At 71.0% G+C, this 19,363-nt stretch carries 16 protein-coding genes; 8 read left to right on the top strand and 8 right to left on the bottom strand.

Annotated elements, in window-relative coordinates:
• Positions 1–113: 113 nt before the first annotated feature.
• Positions 114–254, top strand: a complete 141-nt coding sequence (locus tag GFD30_RS22760) for a GNAT family N-acetyltransferase (RefSeq protein WP_153027457.1) — start codon at positions 114–116, stop codon at positions 252–254.
• Positions 255–303: 49 nt separating this feature from the next.
• On the opposite strand, the gene GFD30_RS22755 is transcribed toward GFD30_RS22760, so the two are convergent.
• The 3 genes from GFD30_RS22755 to GFD30_RS22745 form a co-directional block, all read right to left on the bottom strand.
• On the bottom strand, positions 304–696 hold the full coding sequence (locus GFD30_RS22755; protein WP_153027456.1) for a VOC family protein: 393 nt from the start codon (positions 694–696) through the stop codon (positions 304–306).
• Between the two features lie 55 nt (positions 697–751).
• Positions 752–1,159: a hypothetical protein gene (locus GFD30_RS22750; RefSeq protein ID WP_153027455.1), complete on the bottom strand. Its 408-nt coding sequence runs from the start codon at positions 1,157–1,159 to the stop codon at positions 752–754.
• A gap of 365 nt (positions 1,160–1,524) precedes the next feature.
• Positions 1,525–5,802 carry a putative Ig domain-containing protein gene (locus GFD30_RS22745; protein WP_153027454.1) on the bottom strand — a complete coding sequence of 1,426 codons (4,278 nt, stop codon included), beginning with the start codon at positions 5,800–5,802 and terminating at the stop codon, positions 1,525–1,527.
• 299 nt (positions 5,803–6,101) lie between these two features.
• On the opposite strand from GFD30_RS22745, the gene GFD30_RS28105 reads away from it, so the two are divergent.
• The 7 genes from GFD30_RS28105 (at position 6,102) to GFD30_RS22710 (ending at position 12,987) form a co-directional block, all read left to right on the top strand.
• Positions 6,102–7,109, top strand: a complete 1,008-nt coding sequence (locus GFD30_RS28105; protein ID WP_322633521.1) for a hydroxyacid dehydrogenase — start codon at positions 6,102–6,104, stop codon at positions 7,107–7,109.
• A 144-nt stretch (positions 7,110–7,253) separates the two neighbouring features.
• The gene (locus GFD30_RS22735) at positions 7,254–8,915 is read left to right on the top strand and encodes a type 2 periplasmic-binding domain-containing protein (RefSeq protein WP_153027453.1); all 1,662 of its coding nucleotides are present in this window, start codon (positions 7,254–7,256) and stop codon (positions 8,913–8,915) included.
• On the top strand, positions 8,912–9,889 hold the full coding sequence (locus GFD30_RS22730) for an ABC transporter permease (RefSeq protein ID WP_322633520.1): 978 nt from the start codon (positions 8,912–8,914) through the stop codon (positions 9,887–9,889). Before GFD30_RS22735 ends, GFD30_RS22730 begins: the two co-directional genes overlap by 4 nt.
• Complete coding sequence (locus GFD30_RS22725) at positions 9,889–10,791, top strand: carbohydrate ABC transporter permease (protein ID WP_153027452.1); 903 nt, start codon at positions 9,889–9,891, stop codon at positions 10,789–10,791. Before GFD30_RS22730 ends, GFD30_RS22725 begins: the two co-directional genes overlap by 1 nt.
• Before the next feature lie 147 nt (positions 10,792–10,938).
• Complete coding sequence (locus tag GFD30_RS22720) at positions 10,939–11,382, top strand: hypothetical protein (RefSeq protein WP_153027451.1); 444 nt, start codon at positions 10,939–10,941, stop codon at positions 11,380–11,382.
• 29 nt (positions 11,383–11,411) lie between these two features.
• Positions 11,412–12,353: a hypothetical protein gene (locus GFD30_RS22715; RefSeq protein WP_153027450.1), complete on the top strand. Its 942-nt coding sequence runs from the start codon at positions 11,412–11,414 to the stop codon at positions 12,351–12,353.
• Between the two features lie 31 nt (positions 12,354–12,384).
• Positions 12,385–12,987, top strand: coding sequence for a hypothetical protein (locus GFD30_RS22710; RefSeq protein WP_153027449.1), 603 nt, complete (start codon positions 12,385–12,387; stop codon positions 12,985–12,987).
• A 65-nt stretch (positions 12,988–13,052) separates the two neighbouring features.
• Here the strand turns inward: GFD30_RS22710 and GFD30_RS22705 are convergent, their stop codons facing one another.
• The 5 genes from GFD30_RS22705 to GFD30_RS22685 form a co-directional block, all read right to left on the bottom strand.
• Entirely contained in the window at positions 13,053–13,454 is a 402-nt protein-coding gene (locus tag GFD30_RS22705) for a hypothetical protein (RefSeq protein WP_153027448.1), read from the bottom strand.
• 102 nt (positions 13,455–13,556) lie between these two features.
• A complete protein-coding gene (locus GFD30_RS22700; protein ID WP_153027447.1) occupies positions 13,557–14,978 on the bottom strand; it encodes a hypothetical protein in 1,422 nt (473 codons plus the stop codon).
• Positions 14,975–15,661 carry a hypothetical protein gene (locus tag GFD30_RS22695; RefSeq protein WP_153027446.1) on the bottom strand — a complete coding sequence of 229 codons (687 nt, stop codon included), beginning with the start codon at positions 15,659–15,661 and terminating at the stop codon, positions 14,975–14,977. The genes GFD30_RS22700 and GFD30_RS22695 overlap by 4 nt, the downstream gene beginning before the upstream one ends.
• A 589-nt stretch (positions 15,662–16,250) precedes the next feature.
• Positions 16,251–17,849: a glycosyltransferase family protein gene (locus GFD30_RS22690; protein ID WP_153027445.1), complete on the bottom strand. Its 1,599-nt coding sequence runs from the start codon at positions 17,847–17,849 to the stop codon at positions 16,251–16,253.
• On the bottom strand, positions 17,846–19,363 hold a 1,518-nt coding region (locus tag GFD30_RS22685; protein WP_153027444.1), incomplete at its 5' end, for a glycosyltransferase. The genes GFD30_RS22690 and GFD30_RS22685, both read right to left, overlap by 4 nt.

Below are 19,363 nucleotides of genomic sequence, written 5' to 3'. Positions count from 1 at the left end.
CGGGCTCCTGGACGAGCGGCTTCCCTCGCCGCGGAACCTGTCCGGGCGCTTCGGCACGGTCGTCAACGTCGTGACCGACCCGGGGTCGGGGGCGCGGCTTCAGCCGGGCGTGCGTGACCGCGCTCCTGGAGTGGTTCGACGAGCGGGACGTCCGCATCGTCGAGCTGCACGCGACCGGCGCCGGCGAGGGCCTGTACCGGTCGCTCGGGTTCGCGCGGACCGACGAGCCCGCGATGCGCCGCACCGCGTTCTGACCCGGGGCGCCCGACGGCGCGGCGGCCGCGGCCCCGGCGGTTCCCTGCGTCACAGGAACAGGCAGAACGGGTGCCCGGCGGGGTCGAAGAGGACGCGCACGTCGTCTTGCGGTTGGACGTCGGCGAGGCGGGCGCCCTGCTCGACGGCGTGGGCCACGGCGAGGTCGAGGTCGTCGACGCGGATGTCGAGGTGCTGGGTGGCGTGGGTCCGGCCGGGTTCGGCGGGCCAGACCGGGGCCTGCCAGTGGCGTTCGTACTCGAAGTTCACCGTCAGGGCGCCGGCGCGGACCTGGGCGAAGCCGGCTTCGGCGGGCTCGCCGTCGCGCGGCGGTTCGCTGACGGCGACCGCCGCGCCGAGGAGGCGGGCGTAGAAGCCGGCGAGCGCCCGCGGGTCGGGCGCGGTGACGGTGATCGAGGTGAGGTCGAGTCGTGTGCCGCTCATCGGGCCAGGGTAGGCCCGAGGGCCCCGGCGCAAACGCGTTCGGGGCCCTCCGGTGTCACGCGGCGTCCATGGCCTCGGTGATCTTGCGGGCCATCTCGGCCATCGTGGGGCTGGGTTCGCCCTTGTGGGCGCGGTTCGCGGCTTCGACGGCGACGGCGACGGTGCGGCGGAAGTTGTCGGCCTCGGACGGGTCCTGCTCCCGCAGGAGCCTGACCGATGCGGTCAGCGCGGGCAGGACCTGGTCGGCGAGGGCCGCGGAGGACTTCGCCTGGAGTTTGAAGTCGCGCTGCTTCCCGGCCAGGACGTGGCCGACCGCGCCGGTGGCGGCCGCGAGGGCGAGACTGCCGCCGGTGGCGACCTTGTGGGCCGACCCGGCGATGCCCGCGTAGGACATGAGGGTGACGGCGCCGAAGGCGGCGGTGCGGATGGTGGACTTGTCCCGGGCGGTGAGGTCGACGGTCATCTTCGGCTCCTTGATCGGATGGTGGCGGCGCTCCCGCGCCGAGCGGTCGGCTGGACGGCCCGGCCGACCGCGCCGGCACGTTCGACGATAGGCCGACCGCCGGCCGGCGGCGCGGCGAAAGCGTGGTTCTCCTTCATGCGGTCAACTGTCGGCGGGCGCGCTGACAACCCGCTGACACGGAGCTGACGGGCCGGTACGCGAACGCCCCGGCCGGAGCCGGGCGCGCGGGGTCAAGGCGGCGTTCGCGTGGGACGTGAGGGCCTCCAGGTCGTGAGGCAGTGCACTGGACGGCTCCACTTCACGACCGGAGGCCTTCACCTGTCAGACGAATGGGCTCCTCACCGGCGGAACAACGTCCCCGGGCATCACTCCTGGGCCGGCTCGAGTGCGGCGGCGGCGTCCGCGAGGGCGCGGGCCGCGGCGTCGACCTCCGCCTGCGCGGCGTCCGGTTCGAGCGCCTGGGCCGCGTCGCGGGCCGCGGCGAGCGCCGCCCACGACTCGGGCGTCCAGTCGGCCTGCGCCAGGGCGGCGGTCTCGTCGAGGTAGAGCCGGAGGCCGGTGCGGTCGGGGACCGCGACCATGAACTCGGCTTCGGCGAGGTTGGTGTTGCCGCTCGGCGCGTACACGCGCAGGGCGCCGTACTCGACGGCCTGGGCGAGGTCGATCGTGTTCCAGCCCGCGGCGGCGTTGGCGGCCGTCGCGAAGGTCGTCCAGGTCGCGCCGCCGTCGTTCGAGCCCTGGAACCGGACGCCGACCGCACGGGAGACGTGGGTCGAGCGCGGGTGGAACCGCACCGTCTCGACGGTGAACGACGCGTCCGCGGGGAGGACTCGGACCCAGCCGCTCGCGGTCGCGGTGTCGGTGAACGTGGCGGTGTCGCCGTCGAACATCGCCCAGCCGTTCGCGACGGCGTCCTTCGCGCCGTCCCACGACGCCGAGCTCGCCGCGACCCACGCCTGCTCGACCGTCGCCTCCTGGGAGGTGGCCGGGGGTTCGAGGAGCGCCCAGGCGTCCAGGAGCCGCCGGGCGAGCGCGTTCTCGTCCGTGTCAGGCTCGGCGGCGAGGGCCCGCACCTCGTCGGCTTCGCGCTGGAAGCGGATCGCCGAGGCGCGCGAGTGCGCGTCCGGGTCGACCGCGTCGGCGCGGGCGAGGATCGCCTCCAGGTCGAGGTCGAGGCTGCCGAAGACGCGCAGCTCCGCGATGGCGATCGCGGCGCCGTTCACGACGCGCAGGTAGCGGAAGCCGTCCTCGCCGAAGGCGTCGAGATGCTGCCAGGACAGGGTCTTCACGGTCGGGTCGGTCAGCGTCGTCCATTCCCGGAGGTCGTTCGAGCCTTCCAGGACGAGGTCGGCCATGCGGATCATGCCGTTGTTGTCCTGGCGGGCGAGGAAGTCGGCGCGGTCGAGTGCGAGCCGGGCGCCGTCGCCGAGGTCCCAGATCAGTGAGGACTCGCCGTCGACGGCGGGCACGTCGCTGAACGTGGCGGCGTTCCCGTCGAGCACGGCGGCGGCGTGCGGGGCCTTCGCGGTGTCGGGTTCGCCTGCGGCGGTGACGACGTCGGCGGCGGCGAGGTCGACGAGGTTGCGTTCGTCGGAGCCGTACAGGGCGGTCCCGTCGGTGGAGCCGTGGACCGTGGCGGCCGCGTCGCCGGCGGCGGTGGTGTGGTCGATCGCGAGGTCGAGCCGGCCGCCGCCCTCGAGGTCGCCGAGGACGCCGGTGGCGGTCCAGGTCAGGCCGTCCTCCGAGGCGGCATCGAGGGCCTGGCCGGCGATGGTGACGGCCACGTCGGTGATCGCGGTCGGGCCGGCGAACGACACGTGCACGGTGTCGCCCGCGGTCACCCTGCCCGCCAAGGCGTCCGGGGAGGTCACCGAGACGGTGGTGACGGTCCCCGGCACTTCGCTGCGCTCGCCGTGGATGCGGAACTCGCCGATGGACCAGATGCCCGGGTAGGCCGGGTCGGTCGGGGTCCCGGGCTCGTCGACCTGGAGCTTCAGGTACCGGTACGCCTCGCCGGCGTGCTCGGGGACGACCGGGATCGTCTCGGGGCGGCTCGTCTCGGTGGTCGGGTGCTCGGTGAGGAGGTCCCAGGCGATGCCGTCGTGCGAGCCGTAGACGTTGGTGCCCTGCGAGCGGTTCGGGAACAGCACGCGGGCCTGGAACGCGAACGCGTCGGCCGAGATGCGGTACCGGGTGCCGAAGTCGAGCGTGAACGAGCCCGACCGCAGGTCGCCGCTGTGGGAGCCGGTGTCGCCGTCGGCGAGTGCGTCGACCGCGGCGGCGCTGATGCCGGTGGGGGTCACCGCATCCGAGTAGTCGAACGTGTCGTCGGCGAGGCGCGGATCGAGCAGTTCGAGGGCGTCGATCGCGTCCTGGAGGGCGGCGAGGGCGGCCTCGAACCCCGCCTGCGTGCCGCCGGCGGCGTCGCGGGCCGCGTCGAGTGCGGCTTCGTACGGTTCGCGGGTGGCGGTGGTGTAGACGGCGTGCCGGTCGGTGCCGTCCTTGACGGCGGCGTCGATCGTGCCCCGGCGGTTCGGGGCGACCACGAGCTCGACGGTGCGGGCCGCGACCGATTCGCCGTCGTCGGCGGTGATCTGCACGTCGTAGCGGCGGTTGTCGCGTTTGGCCGGCTCCCACGTCAGGATGCCGGTGGCGGTGTCGAACGCGGCGCCGCGCGGGAGCCCCGTGGCCGAGTACGCCACGGTCCCTTCGGTGTCGGTGGCCGAGAGGTCGATCACCGACTCCTCGCGCGCCGTCAGGTAGAAGGCGTCCTCAGCGGCGTCGAAGACGGGGGCGGTGAGGTCGGTGGCGCCCGAGAGGGTCACGCCGCCGAGGTCGACCGCGGTCCCTTCGGCGCCGGTGAGGCGGAAGAAGTTGACGTTCTGGCCGCCGGCCGGGTAGGTGACGTACCGCCATTCGCCGCCGGTGTCGGGCAGTTCGAGCGAGGCCAGGACCTTCGCCTCCTGCTCGTCGGGGTTCAGACCGGTGGCCTCCTCTTTGGACAGGACGTCGAGTCGGGCGGGTCCGTCGCTGCGGAACCGCACGCCGATGCGGGCGTTCGCGCCGTACATCATGCGGGAGACGACGCTCGTGGTGCCCTCCTCGGAGGGCGAGGCGCGCGCGAAGGTCGCGCCGTCCTCGGTGACGAGCCGAGTGCCCTCGTCGAGGGCGAGCCCGGCGTCGGCGAAGGACAGCTCCGGGGTCTCGGGGAGCGCGGGCGGCTCGGTGCCGGCGAGCTCCTCGGGGAAGGCGACCCAGTACTCGGGGTTCTTGTCGCCCGGCGCCCAGAAGTTCGCGACGCCCGTGCCGTACCAGTAGTAGGGGCCGGTCATGCGGTCGGCGAGCTCGGCGACGTGCGGCGCCTCGGCCGCGACGTCGACGCCGCGTTCGAGCGCGTACTCGTAGTAGAGCTCGTTGACCGGGTTGAACAGCCGGCCGCGGTACGCCTGGGAGAGGTACCCGCCCTCGCCGGTCTCGTCGATCCACGGGGTGGGTGCGCCCATCATGAAGCCCCAGAAGGCGTTCGCGCCGTCGAGGAGGCGCCGGTCGAGGAAGTCGTAGGCGCTGACGGCGTCCGGCGCGTCGGAGACGGTGCCGGCGGCCGGGTCGACCCTGGTGCCCTGGACTTCGAGCATCCGGGCGAGGCCGGTGAAGTTGTCGATGTTGCACTCGCCGTGCGCCTGGTCGCGGCCCATCTCGCGGACCTGCACGAAGTCGGCGCCGTACGGGTTGGCCGGGTCGTCGGCGTCGATGAGCGGCATCTGCGGGGCCATGGCGCCGTTGTCGTAGGCGGTGTCGCCGGAGTTGACGGTGAACCACTCGACGCCGGTGGCGTAGCCCTCGGCGTCGTCGGCGTAGATCGCGGTCGCGATCCGGCCGAACAGGCCGAAGTTGTGCTGGTTCATCCACCGCTCGTTCGAGTACAGGAACGTGTCGACGACCGGCTGGGCGAAGTTGCCGACGAGGTCCGCGTCGTCCTCGGCGGACCAGGTGACGTCGTAGCCGCCGTAGGTGCCGGGGGTGTCGTCGGGGACCGGTTCGGTGGCGCGGATGATCTCGGCGGCCATGAGGAACTGGTAGAGCGGGTGCCCGGTGTGGATGTGGGCGTCGGCGAAGTACGCGTAGCCGTCGGGGTTCATGCTGGCCCAGGTGCGCAGGGCCTGGATCGCGTTGCGGCGGTAGACCTCGTCGCCGGTGACCGTCCACATGAGGGCTTGTGTGAGGGCGCCGAAGGCGTCGTTGGTCTCGCGGTGGCGCAGGCCCACGTGGGTGAAGTTCGGGTCGAGCGCCACGTCCGGCCGGCTCGCGGACTGCGAGTTCGACGCCCGGTACGCGGTGGACGCGAACGAGGTCGCGGCCATCGCTTCGAAGTACGAGGCCCACGGCTCCTGGCCGGATCGGGCCATCTCCTGGGCGTTGCGCAGGTCGTCGGCCGTGAGGCCCACGCCGGGGTGGACGAACCCGGCGTCGCTCACGGTCTCGTTGATCGCGACCACGTGGTCGGTGAGGAGGTCGTCGTAGCCGGCCGCCTGGGCCTGGGCCGGCAGCGCGAGCAGGCCCAGGCCGGTGGCGAGGGCGGCGCCCGCGGCCGTGAGGCTCAGGCGCCTTCGTCGAGGGACATGCCCCGTCGAACGTCGTTCCAATGCACTGTCCTTCCGGATATCGGCATATGTCTATGCGGACGATAGCGGCTGCCGGAGCCCGGATCAAGACCGTTGCAGATAACGGTCTCTGCATGATCGGAAGCATCCAGGAGAAGCCACCGATGCGGTTGCCGAATCGTTATATTCCCGTATCAGGTTTTCTAGCAGGAAGATCGCTCACTCGATATGCCCCGGCCATGGCGAGCCATGCGGATTCGTCGATGGCGGAGGCTCGACAAGTCGGTGAACGATCTCTAATCTAGAAACCGATATCTATCCGGCTGATCGAAGGACCCCGCGTGGCTGACCGACCGAGGGCGCTGCTCGCCATGAGCCCCGAGTTCCTCCCCCTCCTCTTCCCCGAGCCCCTCCTGCGGCGCCTGTGCGACGCGCTCGACCTCGACCCCGGTCTGATCGCCCGGGACTACGCCGACCCTGCCGTGCAGCCGGTGCTCGCCGAGGCCGAGGTGCTCGTCTCGAGCTGGGGCACCCCGCGGCTCGACGCCGAGGCGCTCGCGAAGGCCCCGCGGCTGCGGGCCGTGCTCCACGCGGCCGGGACCGTGAAGTCGATCATCGGCGAGGAGGGCTGGGCGCGGGGCCTCGCGGTCTCGTCCTCGTCCGGCGCGAACGCACTGCCCGTGGCCGAGTACACGCTCGCCTCGATCCTGATGGCGGGCAAGGGGATCTTCACCCTGCGGGAGCAGTTCCGGGCGCAGCGGTCCTTCGAACTCGGCTACGTCCACCCCGGGATCGGCAACTTCGGGCGCACCATCGGCGTCATAGGCGCCTCCAAGATCGGCCGCCGCGTCATCGAACTGCTGCGGCCCTTCGACTTCGAGGTCCTCGTCGCCGACCCGTACCTCGACGGGGCCGAAGCGGCCGCGCTCGGGGCCGAACTGGTCGACCTCGACGCGCTCGTGGCCCGCTGCGACATCGTCAGCGTCCACGCCCCCGACCTGGCCGAGACCGCGGGCCTCATCGGCGCCGAGCGCCTGGCCGCCATGAAGGACGGCGCCGTCGTCGTCAACACCGCCCGCGGCCGCCTCGTCGACACCGACGCGCTCACCGCCGAGGTCGCCGCGGGCCGCCTCTCGGCCGTCATCGACGTCACCCACCCCGAACCGCTCCCCGCCGAGTCCCCGCTGTACGACCTGCCGAACGCCTTCCTCACCCCGCACGTCGCCGGCTCGCACGGCAACGAGCTGTCCCGCATGGGGCTGTTCATGGTCGAGGAGGCCGAACGCTGGGCGCGCGGCGAGGCCCTGGTCCACCGGGTCGACCCGGACACGCTCTGGAGGCAGGCATGACGCTTAGAAAGCGTTCTCTCTCTCAGTCATCCAGCAAGAGGGCGAGCATTATTGACTCATATAGATATTTAATGATACCGTTCTCTACCTTCTGACCTGCAAGATCCCTCAATAGTCCGAACCATTTCGAAGGAGGCCCCTCACATGGTCGAATTCTCACGCCGCAGGCTGCTCGGCGCGGTCGGCGCCGCCGCCACCGCCGCCACGGTCGGCGCCACGACCGCCGGCTGCTCCGACAACCGCGTCGGCGGCGCGGTCGGCGGCGCCTACGACATGCCCACGTTCCAGGCCGCGCCCGAACTCGACGTCCAGCCCTACTTCACCAGCGACACCCCCGGGATGGAGAACGTCTACACCGAGCCGGTGAAGACCTTCTTCAAGTCCGTCGACCGCGAACCCGGCTCCGGCGGCGCCGTCACCACCTTCCAGCTCACCTGGGGCGACCCGTCCATGCCCCTCGAGGACGGCAACGAGTACTGGGCCGAACTCAACGAGCGCCTCGGTGTCAGCTTCGAGCCGCAGTTCGTGCCGCAGCCGACCTTCGACCAGAAGTTCGCCACCATGCTCGCCTCCGGCGAGGTCCCCGACCTCGTGTTCGTCAACGACCAGTCGGCCGTCAACCTCCAGGGCATCAGGGACGGCGCCTTCGCCGACCTCTCCGAGGTCTTCTCCGGCGACAACATCCTCAAGTGGCCCAACCTCGCCGCCCGCCGCGAGGAGATCTGGCAGGCCAGCCTCAAGGACGGCCGCATCTACCAGGTCCCCTCGACCGTCTGGGCCCTCACCAACCTCCCGATCGTCCGCACCGACCTGGTCGGCCAGACCAGCGTCGGCCTCGCGCCCGCGAATGCCGACGAGCTCCTCACCGTCCTCAAGGAGGTCACCGCGCTCGGCACCGGCCCCGGCGGCCAGCAGGTCTACGGGATCAACAAGTACGAGCCCGTCATGTGGCGCCGCCTGTTCAAGGTCGGCCCCGACTGGCAGCTCGGCGACGACGGCGAGCTCGTGCACGCCACCGAGACCGAGAACTACAAGGCGATGCTCGAATGGCTCGCCCAGGCGTGGGCCGAAGGCGTCTTCGACCCGGTCGCCATGACCACCAACCCGGCCGACATCGTCTCCGGCGCGGCCTTCTCCTGGGAAGCCGTCGGCGCCATGTTCACCGGCCCGGACGGCCTGGCGCTCAAGGAGCGCGACCTGCCCGGAGCCACCTTCGACTACTTCGATCTCCCCGGCTTCGACGGCACGCGGCAGCTCGTCGTCCGCAACATCCCCTACGGCCGCTCCACCTGCGTCTCCGCCGCGGCCGCCGAGGACGAGGACCGGCTCACCGAGATCCTCAACGTGCTCGACTACCTCTCGGCCCCGTACGGGTCCGAAGAGGCCCTCTTCATCGCCAGCGGCATCGAAGGACGCCACTTCACCTTCGACGAGAACGGCATCCCCGTCGCCACCGGTGAGCACGCCACCGAGCTCAACGTCCAGTATGTCGGCGTGGTCTCCGGCGACAACTCCTACCGCGGCCACCCGAACCAGGCCGCGTGGGCCGAGTCCTTCTCCCAGGTCATGGAGGCCATGGCGCAGAACTCGGTCGACCGGCCCCTGACCGGCCTCGAAGGCGCCTCGAGCACGTTCGTCGCCAAGGGCGCCCAGCTCCAGACCCTCTGGGACGACTTCGAACGCGGCGTCGTCACCGGCCGCGAATCGGCCGACGACCTCCAGTCCTTCGTGGACAACTACATGTCGCAGGGCGGCACGATGGTCAAGGACGAGTACACGCAGGCGCTCAAGGACGCGGGCAAGTGAGCGTCCAGACCGCCGCCGACCCCGGGACCCGCAGCGAGCGGGCCCCGGGGCCCACCCCGCCGAAGCAGCGGAAACCGTCGCTGCGCCAGCGCATCTGGCGGGAGCGCTGGGCGTACACGTTCATCGTCCCGGGCGCGCTGTTCTTCCTGGTGTTCGCGTACGTGCCGATGCTCGGCAACGTCGTCGCGTTCCAGGAGTACACGCCGTTCCGCGGGATCGAGGGCTCGCCGTGGGTGGGCTTCGCGAACTTCGCGGCCATCACGGCCGACCCCGAAGTGCTCATGGCCCTGCGCAACACGCTCGTCATCGCGGTGCTGCAACTGGTCTTCGCGTTCCCGGCGCCGATCGCGCTCGCGCTGCTGCTGAACTCGCTCCTGTCGGAGCGGGTCAAGCGCATGGTCCAGACCGTGGTGTACCTGCCGTACTTCCTGTCGTGGGTCATCGTGATCTCGGTGTGGCAGCAGGTCCTCGGCGGCGGCGGCATGGTCGCGAACCTCCTGGCCGACTTCGGGATGCCCGGGTTCGACGCGATGACGAACGCGGACTCCTTCAAGCTCCTCGTCGTGGCGCAGGTGATCTGGAAGGACTGCGGCTGGGGGACCATCATCTTCTTCGCCGCGATCGCGAGCATCCCCAACGACCGCTACGAGGCCGCCGCCATCGACGGCGCCTCGGGCTGGCAGCGGACCTGGCACATCACCCTCCCCGCCCTCGTCCCGGTCGCCACGCTCCTGCTCATCCTCAACATCGGGTCGATCCTCACCGTCGGCTTCGAACAACTCCTGCTGCAGCAGCCCATGGTCGGCGCCGAAGCCGCCGAAGTCCTCGACACGTTCGTCTACTTCAGAGGCGTCCTCGGCGGCCAATGGGGCATCGCGACCGCCGCCGGGCTCCTCAAAGGCGTCATCGGCACCATCCTCGTGCTGTCGGCCAACAAGATCGCCAAACGACTCGGCGGAGAAGGGATCTACTGATGGCCTCACTCGCGCAGCAGCGCCGCGCCGGCGCTCCCTGGCTCAGTCCGCCCTCCCCGGGCATCCGCGCGGTCAAAGCCGTGGTGATCGCCCTGATCGTGATCACCATGCTGTACCCCCTCGTCTACGTGATCGCGATGAGCTTCGCCGCCCCCTCCCAGGCCCGCGCCGGCGTCGTCTTCCCCACCGAGTTCTCCCTCGACGCCTACCGCGCCATCTTCAACGGCGGCACCGTCACTCAAGGCTTGCAGAACTCGCTGTTCATCACCGTCGTCGGCACCGTCCTGTCCCTCGCGGCCACCTCGATGCTCGCCTGGGGCCTGGCGAGGACGCGGCAAGTCCCCGGCGCCAAAGCCGTCCTGATCATGGTCCTGGCCACCATGTTCTTCTCCGCCGGCATCATCCCCAACTTCATGCTCATCAAATACCTCGGTCTGCTCGACTCGACCTGGTCGCTGATCATCCCCGGCCTCATCTCCGCGTTCAACATGATCGTCATCCGCAACTTCTTCCAAGGACTCCCCGAAGAACTCATCGAAGCCGCACGGATCGACGGCGCCGGCGAATGGCGGATCTTCCTCCAGATCGTCCTGCCGCTGTCGAAACCGGTCCTCGCCGTCACGGGCCTGTTCTACGCCGTCGGCTACTGGAACACCTACTTCAACGCCCTCCTGTACCTCAACGACGCCGAGAAATGGCCCATCCAGGTCGTCCTCCAGCAATACGTCCTCGCCGGCGTCCAGATCCCCGGCGCCACCCTCCCCGGCGACGCCCCGCCCCCACCCGGCGTCACCCTCCAAATGGCCGTCATCGTCCTCGCCACCGTCCCCATCCTCGTCGTCTACCCGTTCCTCCAGCGCTACTTCACCTCCGGCGTCCTCACCGGCGCCATCAAAGGCTGAGGACGCGAACAAGGGGCCGGTCCGCCGATGCGGCCGGCCCCTTCGCAGTGCCCCGGCAACCGTGTACCCCAACCGGCACAATTCCGTAGTAACCTCCAGTAACCCCGCAACGACGCGCCTTTCCCCTGTGACCCCAGGAGCACCCGCATGCCCGACTCCCCCGGCGATGGCGGCCAGTTCACCGCCGACCTCTACGAGCTGTATGAAGTGGCCCAAAACGAACTTCGCCCGCTCGCGCGGCTCTACGGCGACTTCTCTTCAACGGTCGATGAGACCCGCTCCTGCAATCTGGACCCGGCCCCGGTGGGCGGATCCGTAGGGCGAGGCCAAAGCGCCCTCCGCTCAGGCTCTGCACTGGTGTCACTCCGAGACGATGTCCAGTACGCCTTCGCGCGAAGCAGCGAGAACATCGAGACGGCCGCGGCCACCCTTGTCGAAGTCACCGAGAACTACGCCGACACGGACGATACGACCCGAGCCGACTTCGAGTCCTTCAAAGCCGAGGACTTCCCCACGGGCACAACACCTCGGCCGACGCCGGCGCCGGTCTATCCGGACGCGGACAGCGGCAACCCCCTCCAGAACGGCTGAACCCATTACCTCGGAAGGAATCGACTGCGGTGGCAGAACGGTACACGCTCGACCAGCTCGAGAACGATCTCTCCGAGCTGGCGGCCAAAGTCAGGGAGCTGGCCGCCCTTGAAGAGGCGGTGGCGGACTGGGATGTGCTGACCGCAGCCGCCTCGCTCGCCGGTGCCCCGAGCTTCCCTGTGTACTACGAGAACGCGCTCGGGCAGGTCGACGACCGGTATCCGGGTGGCGGCCTGGACATTCTCGGCGTGTTCCCCGATCGATGCAGGCGCATCGCCGGCATCGAGCCCGAGCCCTTTCGAGTCGCCCAGGCCGCGCTCGAATCGATCGCCTTGGAAATGGTCGATCTCGAAGGCGCACCGGGGAACATACTGAACAAAATCGGAAACTGGTACGGGGACGCTGCTGAAGCGTTCGAGGAGTACTTCTCGGGATATGCCCCTGCCCAGGCGCGCCAAGCGGAGCTCCTCGCTGCGGCGATCAACGCGTGCAAGTCCCTTGACGACACGGTCACCCAGGCGAACGAGGCTCTCCGAAGCCAGATCAAAGGCGCGATCGAGCTGGCGACGGGTCTGATCGAAGCCTACTGGGAGTCGCAGACCACCCTGACCGTCGCAGTGGCGGTCACGGTCATCGGCCTCGCGACCATGGGGTTCGGTCTGGCCGCCGCCGCCGGTGCGGCGGCCCTCCTATCAGCCATAGGTGGCGGCGCCGGCGCCCTGGCCTCCGGCGCGTACAGCGTGTACCAGTCGGAGAAGGAGATGTCCGCGAAGAATCTGGGGGAGTTCGTCAACGGGATCGACGGCAATCTCACGGAGCTGGAGACGGCCGTCAACACCGCCGATGAGGACATTTTCGACGAGATCGACGCGCTTCGCAGCGAGTGGACCATGAGCAAGATCGCGATTCCTGCGCCACCTGGCGCGGGAGAGGTGGATTCGGATACCTTCAGTCATGAATCCAGCCTCTAGGTGGAAATGGGCTCCCTGGTCCAGGCGGCGGATGCTGCTCGCGGGGGGCGTCGTTGTCGGCCTGACCGCCGTCCTCGGACTGATTCCCTGGTTGATGCGGTTCGACCTCGACTACCGATTCGCCGTCCCTGAATCCTGGTCGGACACCTGCCTGGGCGATGAGTCGACCGCCGCGGGGCTCCTCGACTGGGAGGAACCCTCCGCCGAGCCGCCCGAAGTGGCGGATCGCGAGTCCTTCCACCGCTATGAATGCGTGTGGATCTGGAGGTCGGCCTCACCCGACGGCGGTGGGCAGCAGTTGACGATGACGATCGAGCTCGACGATGACCGGGAGTTCGGTCCGTTCGACCCATCGGTCGAGGAGAGCCTGGGCCTCGGGTCCGAGGACTGGTATGCGGAGCGCGAATCCCTCGACGGCTGGGAGCACGGCCTCTGCAGGCAGGTCAACACCGACCTCGACACGTCCAGGTATGAATGCATCGCTTCCGCCGGCAACCTCCGGCTGACCGTCGAGAGCCGGGACATCCCAGGCGGGAACGGCTTCGAGGACGAGTACTTCGGTCCCGCCGGCAAGTCCGTAGAGGATCTGACCGTGGAGATCGGAGAACTCGTGCGGTCGGTGTTCCGGAAATGACGCGACGAGGGGCCGGTCCGCCGATGCGGCCGGCCCCTTCGTTCGGGCCCGAGGAGGTCGGGGTGCTACGCGTCGAGGGCCTCGTTGATCTTGCGGGCCATCTCGGCCATGACGGGGCTGGGCCCGCCGCGGTGGGCGCGGTTCGCCGCGTCGATGACGATGCCGATCAGGGTCCGGAAGTTCTCGAGCTCCTCCGGGTCCTGTCCGAGGATGCGGACGGACTCGGTGAGGGCCGGGAAGACGTGGTCGGCGAGTTCTGCGGTGGACTTGCCCTTGAGCTTGGCGCCCTTGGCGGAGGCGACGACGTGGCCGACCGCGCCGGTGGCCGAGGCCAGCGCCAGCGAGGCGTCGGTGCCGACCTTGTGGGCCGACCCGGCGATGCCGGCGGCGGACATGAGGGAGACGGTGCCCCAGGCGGCGGTGCGGATGGTGATCTCGTCCTGGGCGGTGAGGGTCAGGTTCGGCATGTCGGTTCGCTCCTTCTAGCGGTGGTGTTCGTCGGCGGTTTCGCCTTGATGGAGCAAGTGTCGGCGGGCGGGCTGACACGGTGCTGACATCGCGCTGACGGGCTACCGCGCCGGCTGGACCTCGGTGCCGTGGAGGACCGTGTCGAACACGTTCCAGACGTCCGGGTTGAGCGCCAAGCGCGCCGAGTACCACATCCGGTACCCGGGCTCGCCCGACCCGTCGTCCACGACCATGGTCGCCCGGTACAGGTGGTCGTGGCGGTTCGGCTGGGTCCGCGGCACGACCGACGTGCCGGAGTTGTCGAACTCGTCGGGGGTCTCGCCTGCGAGGAACAGCAGGTCGCCCTCGCGCCCGGTGGAGCCGATCACGGTGTCGTTGAGCAGGCCGATGTAGTCGTCCCCGTCCTTGGTCATCGACAGGTGCCACGGCTCCTTGTTCCGCTGCATCGACCCGACGTCCACCCGGACCGGCGAGTCCCAGCCGGCCTTCGCGGGCGTCGGTCCGCCCTCGGCGTACTCGACGCGGTTAGGGGATCGGAGGATGTCGATCGCCCACATGACCCAGCGGCCGTCCTCGTAGAGGAATGCCGGCGAGAGCGGCCGGCGCACGCGCATGGAGCTGCGGAGCGCCTCGGCGGGCGCCGACCAGTGGACGCCGTCGGACGAGGTCGAGTACTTGATGCGCTCCTCCGCCCGGTCGGGGATCACGACCCGCCAGAACAGGTACATCGTCTTCGACGGGCCCATCGCCAGTTCGGTGTCGGAGTTGTAGGGCCCGGGCAGCCCGGGCTGGTTGTCGATCGGGTTGCGCAGGCCGCGCGGCACGACCCAGGTGACGCCGTCGTTGGAGGCGACGATGTTGGGGTCCTCGTGCGCGGAGTTGCCGCCGGGATAGGGGGTGTGCGCCATCCAGTACCGGTAGCCGTTCCAGCCGCCGGGGATGTGGAGGACGCTCGGATGGGTGGTCTGGCCGCCCGGGGGCGAGACGTGGGTCGGGATGGTCCGCTTGGCGCCGTACGGGCCCCACACCCGGTCGGGGTCTTCGAGCTCGTTGCGGGGAGCGGCCGGGTCGCGGGGAGCGGCCGGCTCGCACGGTTCCAGCACGGTCTCGCCCCGGACGGTGCTCGTGCCGCCGCCGGGGACCCGGTCGAGTTCGACCGTGAACGTGACGCGGTCGCCGCCGGGCGCGACGAACGCGCTGCCGGAGAGCGAGCCTTCACCGGGGCCGGGCAGTTCGGCGCCGGGCTGGAGGGTGCCCGCGACCGCTGACGGCTGCGCGCCGGCGGCCTCGACGCGGGCGTCGGCGACGACGTACGAGTACTCGGGATGGGCGGGTGCGCCGATCGGCTCGGTCAGCAGGAACTCCGCTTCCAGGTCGCCTCCGGCGCCGCAGGTGGCGGACGCGAACTCGAGGACGGGCCCGCGGTCGGCCGTCTCCTGCGCGAACGACGGGATGCCGGCGATGAGCGCTGACATGACTCCTGAGGCGAGCACCGCCAAGCGCCGGCGCGCTTTCGACTTCATGCCCCGTGTCCTTTCGACTGGGTGGGGAGCGTGACGGTGATCTCGAGGCCGCTGAGCATGCCGACGGGCTCGGAGCCGGTGAACCCTGCCGCGCCCTCCCAGAGGAGCACCGGGCTGGGCAGGGCGAACGTCCGGCCGTCGAGGGGGAGCACCTCCGGGTCCGCGGCCTCTGTCGGCAGGAGCCGGAGTGCGCTGGTGTAGAAGAAGACGGGTTTGCCGTCGACGCCGATGCCGGGGGCGCGCTCGACCTGGAATTCGAGGCCGGTCTCGACGACGATGGCCTCCTCGGCGGGGTTGTACCGGTAGTCGGCGGGGCTGTCGGGGCGCAGGGAGACCGAGGTCTTGCCGAAGTCGGCCCCCGGCCCGCCGGCCCCCGCGAGGACCAGGTTCGCGGTCGTGACGGCCTGCTCCCCCGGCTGCTGCGAGAGGTCGACCACCCCTGTCAGCGCGCCGGTGCCGAGCGGTTCGGGTCGGCCGAGGAGGTCGAAGGTCGCGCCCGGGCTCGCCAGTGAGACTCGGCCGGCTTCCGGGTTCCCGTCCGTCTGCTGTTCTGATTGGACGGTGCGCGGCGACGTCCCGTCCGGTGGCGGCGCGGCAGTCACGGCCGTGGCGAGCAGGACCGCGAGCGGTACGACGGCGGCGACGACGGCGAGGCGGTGCCGCCGCATGAAAGCGAGGATCACGAATCGGAGCCTAGCGATTTTCTGCGATGTTGCACCTATTTGGAATGATTTCGTCCTGAAACGCTTTCGGATTCGACGCCGAATATGGACGGTCGTGTTCCGGGGTGCACCGGCCGGTTCAAACCCGCCACGGGCGGACCATGCGATTCGGGGAGGGGCGGCGCGGCGGCCCGAGTGCTGTCCTTCGACGCCGGGCCGAGCGGCGCGGACGTCGCGCCTCGGCCGGTTCGACTGCGGGCGGTTCGACTGTGCGGCCCGTTCGACTGTGTGACCGTTCGACTGTGCGGCCTGTTCGACCGTGTGACCGTTCGACTGTGGCCGGTTGGACCGTGCCGGGTTCTTCTGCGGCCCATTCGACGGCGGCCCGGCCCAACTGTGGCCGGATCGACAGCGACTGGTGCTACTGCGGCCCGACCGACCTCGGCCCGGCCCAATCGTGGCCGGCTCGACAGCGGCCGGTTCTACTGCGGCCGGGACGTTCGAAGTCGGCCGCCGCCGTCGGCGACTACGACGGCGGCGGCCACGCGGAACCGGCTCGGCTGCGAGCCGGCCGCGAACCTGCCCTACCCGTTCGATGCGCCTGGGAGGCTCATCCCCGGTCGTCGGCCGCGGCCGGAACCCGGCGACGATCGCCTGCCCGGCCCGGCGCGGTCCACTGCCGCGGCCGTTCCGAGGCGGAGCCGAGCGGCAGCCGCTCCATGAGCGCCCGGGCCGAGAAGTGGCGGTCGAGGTGGTCCCAGGCCGCGGACCGCTGCGCGGCATACGCGTCCGGGTCGGCGGCGAGCCGCTCGGCGGCGGCCGCCGCCTCCGCCGGTCCGCAATAGACGGCGGCCGGGCCGAACGTGGGTTCGAACTGCGGGTCCATGATGACGGGCACTCCGGCGGCCATCGCTTCGAGCGGGGCGCGCCCGAACGCCTCGAGGCCGTCGGAGGCGATGAAGTACGACATGACGTCGATCCGCGCGAGGAAGTCCCGAGCGGGCACGGCGCCGAACTCGTGGACGGTCCAGTTGGCGGGCAGGCCGTCGAGGATCCGGGACGGCACCTCGGCACCGCCGAGGACGTGGATCTCGAACGGGTCCCGCTCCGGGTAGCACTGGAGGAGCGTCCGCCGGTCCTCGGGCCATTTCAGCTCGTGGTCGCGGGAGTGCCTGCCGATGCGGATGCGGCCGTCTGGTTCGCGGCGCCCGTCGAGGCGCCAGTCGGCGACCTCGATGACCTCGTTCCACGGTTCGGGGTCGAGGTCGAGTCCGGCGATCTCCGCGGCGTGGTGCTCATGCAGGGCGGCGAGGACGCGCGGCCCGCCCGCGTACCAGTGCGGGCGCCCCAGCCACTGCTCGACGTTGCGTGCGACGGTGGCGACGTCCCAGGCGGGGCGGCGGGGCCCGGTGTCGCCGTAGTACTGGTACGGGGTCTGGTTGACCAGGACGGCGGTGCGGCGGGCGCTGATCTCGGGGCGGCGCTCGAGCGGTTTCATCATCACGATCGGCAGGCGCACGAGCGCGAGGTCGCACTCGACGGCCGCTTCCCGGTCGATGAGGCTGACCGCGCCGCCGTCGACGAGGGCCTGGATGCGCGGGTGGACCGGCGCGTTCGGCTCCCAGTCGTAGACGGGGTGGTGGAGCAGGCCGACCTTGAGGCCGTGGTCGCGCCAGACCTTGATCTCGGCCTCGTTCGCGGAGGTGGTGCCGCCGGGGAGGCCGAAGTGGGAGACGACGACGATGTCGAACCCGGCGCGGCCGGCCGGCGGGGGCGACTGCCGGTCGGCGCGCTGCCATTCGGCGATCGAGCGCACGAGCGCGAGCCGTTCGCTGATGTGGGCTCCGCCGGATCGGGCGACCGCGCGGGCCTCGTCGGCGGCGGAGACCGGGAAGCCTCCGGCGAGGGCCTCGGCGACGCGGCGTATCCGCCGGACGGTGCCCGGGTCGTGCGCGGCGGCGCGGGCGAGCCGGTGGAGCAGCAGGGCCGTCCGCTCGCCCGCCGCGACGTCGCGGCGCAGGCGCCGGAGCCGGACGGCGGTGCGGCAGCAGAGCCCGGCGAAGCCGAGGGCCGCGAACCCGGTCACCGCTGCGGCGGCCAAGGGCGGCAGGGCGATCGGTGCCGCGGCTGCGGTGGCGGCCGCGACGGCGACGATGGCGGCCCGCCGGTCGAACCGGCGGCGGGCGGGCGGGGTCGCGGTCGGCTTCATCGGGCGCCTCCAAGGCTGGGCACGGCGGGCGCGTTCGGTGCGGGGACGCGCGGGCGGTCGAGGGCGACACCGAGCCCGCTCACCCGGTGCAGCAGGGCCGCCGGGGAGAACCGCTCGTGCACCACGCGCAGGCCGGCCGCGGCGCGCTCGGCCCGGTAGTCGGGGTCGTCGGCGAGGCGGCGCACGTGGGCGGCGACGCCGTCCGGTTCGCAGTAGAGGGCGCCGTCGCCGAACAGCTCGGCGAAGCTCGGCGGCAGGATGCACGGCACGCCCGCGGCCATGGCCTCCAGCGGCGCCCTGCCGAACGCTTCGACGAGGTTCTCGTCGATGAAGTACGAGTAGGCGTCGAGGCCCGCCAGGAAGTCCACTGCGGACATGGAGCCGAACGGGTGCGAGGTCCAGCGCGGCGGGATCTCCCCGAGCAGGCGCCTGAGCGAGTTGTGGCCGCCGAGGACGTGCACTTCCACGTCGTCGGCGTCCGGATAGGCGGCGCGCAGGCGCGCGGCCATGTTCGGGAACTTGGTGACGTGGTCGCGGCTGTGCCGGCCGAGCCGGAACGGCTCGCCGCCGGCGCGGACCCGCGGCCGCTCGGGCGTCCACGCGGCGGCGTCGATCGTCTCGTACCAGTAGTCGGCGGCCAGGTCGATCCCGGCGATCTCGTCGGCGTGGTGCTCGAGCAGGACCTTGCGCACGGCCGGGCCGATCGGGTACCAGGTGTGGGGGCCGAGCCACTCGGTGACGTTGCGGTGCACGTCGCGGATGCTCCAGGCGGTCCCGTACCCGCCGTCGAGCCCGTACTCCTCGAACGGGGTCTGGTTCACCAGCAGCACGATCTTCGCGGCCTCGATCCGCGGGCGGTCCTCCATGAGGTCGTTCAGCGCCACGGGGAACCGGACGATGGCGAGGTCGCAGCGGACGGTGTCCTCGGGGTGGATGCGGACGACGTGCTCGCCGTCGACGAGTTCGAGCAGCCGGGGCTCGAGGGGCCGGTCCATGGCGCGGTCCTTGACCGGGTGGTGCACGAGGCCGACCTTGAGGCCGGCGGAGCGGTAGGCGAGGATCTCGGCCTCGTTCGCGGAGGTCGTCCCCCCGCGGAGGTTCAATGTGGACACGATGACGATGTCGAGGTCGAGTTCGCGCGGGGTCCGGCCGGCGCATGCCGCACGGTGGGCGCAGAGCGCGGCGAGGGCGCGCACCTGGCTCTCGTAGTGGCCCGAGTCGGATTCGGCGATCTCGGTCAGTGCGGCGCCGGCGGAGACCGACCAGCCGTGGAGGAGCCGGGACTCGAGCTGCTCGAGCATGAGGCGCTTCGATTCGGGGAGGTGCCCCGGGCGGGAGGGCTTGCCGTGCCCGGGTTTCGCGGCGGCGATGCGGGCCCGGTCGAGCGCCCGGCGCAGGGCGAGGTGGCCGGCGGCGGCGAGCAGGCACAGCGCGCCGAGGGCGACCGGTGCGGGCGGCGCGGCGCCGGTCAGGATCAGCGCCGCGGCGAGCGCCGGGACGGCCGCGAAGACCAT

It is taken from the genome of Glycomyces albidus, assembly GCF_009451885.1.
Lineage (GTDB): Bacteria > Actinomycetota > Actinomycetes > Mycobacteriales > Micromonosporaceae > Glycomyces > Glycomyces albidus.
Note: the sequence above shows the minus strand (reverse complement) of the source record. Positions and strands in the feature narration are given on the sequence as shown.

What these genes read in the sequence shown, in the direction of transcription:
- GFD30_RS22705 (WP_153027448.1), bottom strand. Translation starts at nt 13,454, where the DNA reads ATGCCGAACCTGACCCTCACCGCCCAGGACGAGATCACCATCCGCACC.
- GFD30_RS22750 (WP_153027455.1), bottom strand. Translation starts at nt 1,159, where the DNA reads ATGACCGTCGACCTCACCGCCCGGGACAAGTCCACCATCCGCACCGCC.
- GFD30_RS22700 (WP_153027447.1), bottom strand. Translation starts at nt 14,978, where the DNA reads ATGAAGTCGAAAGCGCGCCGGCGCTTGGCGGTGCTCGCCTCAGGAGTC.
- GFD30_RS22755 (WP_153027456.1), bottom strand. Translation starts at nt 696, where the DNA reads ATGAGCGGCACACGACTCGACCTCACCTCGATCACCGTCACCGCGCCC.
- GFD30_RS22690 (WP_153027445.1), bottom strand. Translation starts at nt 17,849, where the DNA reads ATGAAGCCGACCGCGACCCCGCCCGCCCGCCGCCGGTTCGACCGGCGG.
- GFD30_RS22735 (WP_153027453.1), top strand. Translation starts at nt 7,254, where the DNA reads ATGGTCGAATTCTCACGCCGCAGGCTGCTCGGCGCGGTCGGCGCCGCC.
- GFD30_RS22725 (WP_153027452.1), top strand. Translation starts at nt 9,889, where the DNA reads ATGGCCTCACTCGCGCAGCAGCGCCGCGCCGGCGCTCCCTGGCTCAGT.
- GFD30_RS22710 (WP_153027449.1), top strand. Translation starts at nt 12,385, where the DNA reads ATGCTGCTCGCGGGGGGCGTCGTTGTCGGCCTGACCGCCGTCCTCGGA.
- GFD30_RS22720 (WP_153027451.1), top strand. Translation starts at nt 10,939, where the DNA reads ATGCCCGACTCCCCCGGCGATGGCGGCCAGTTCACCGCCGACCTCTAC.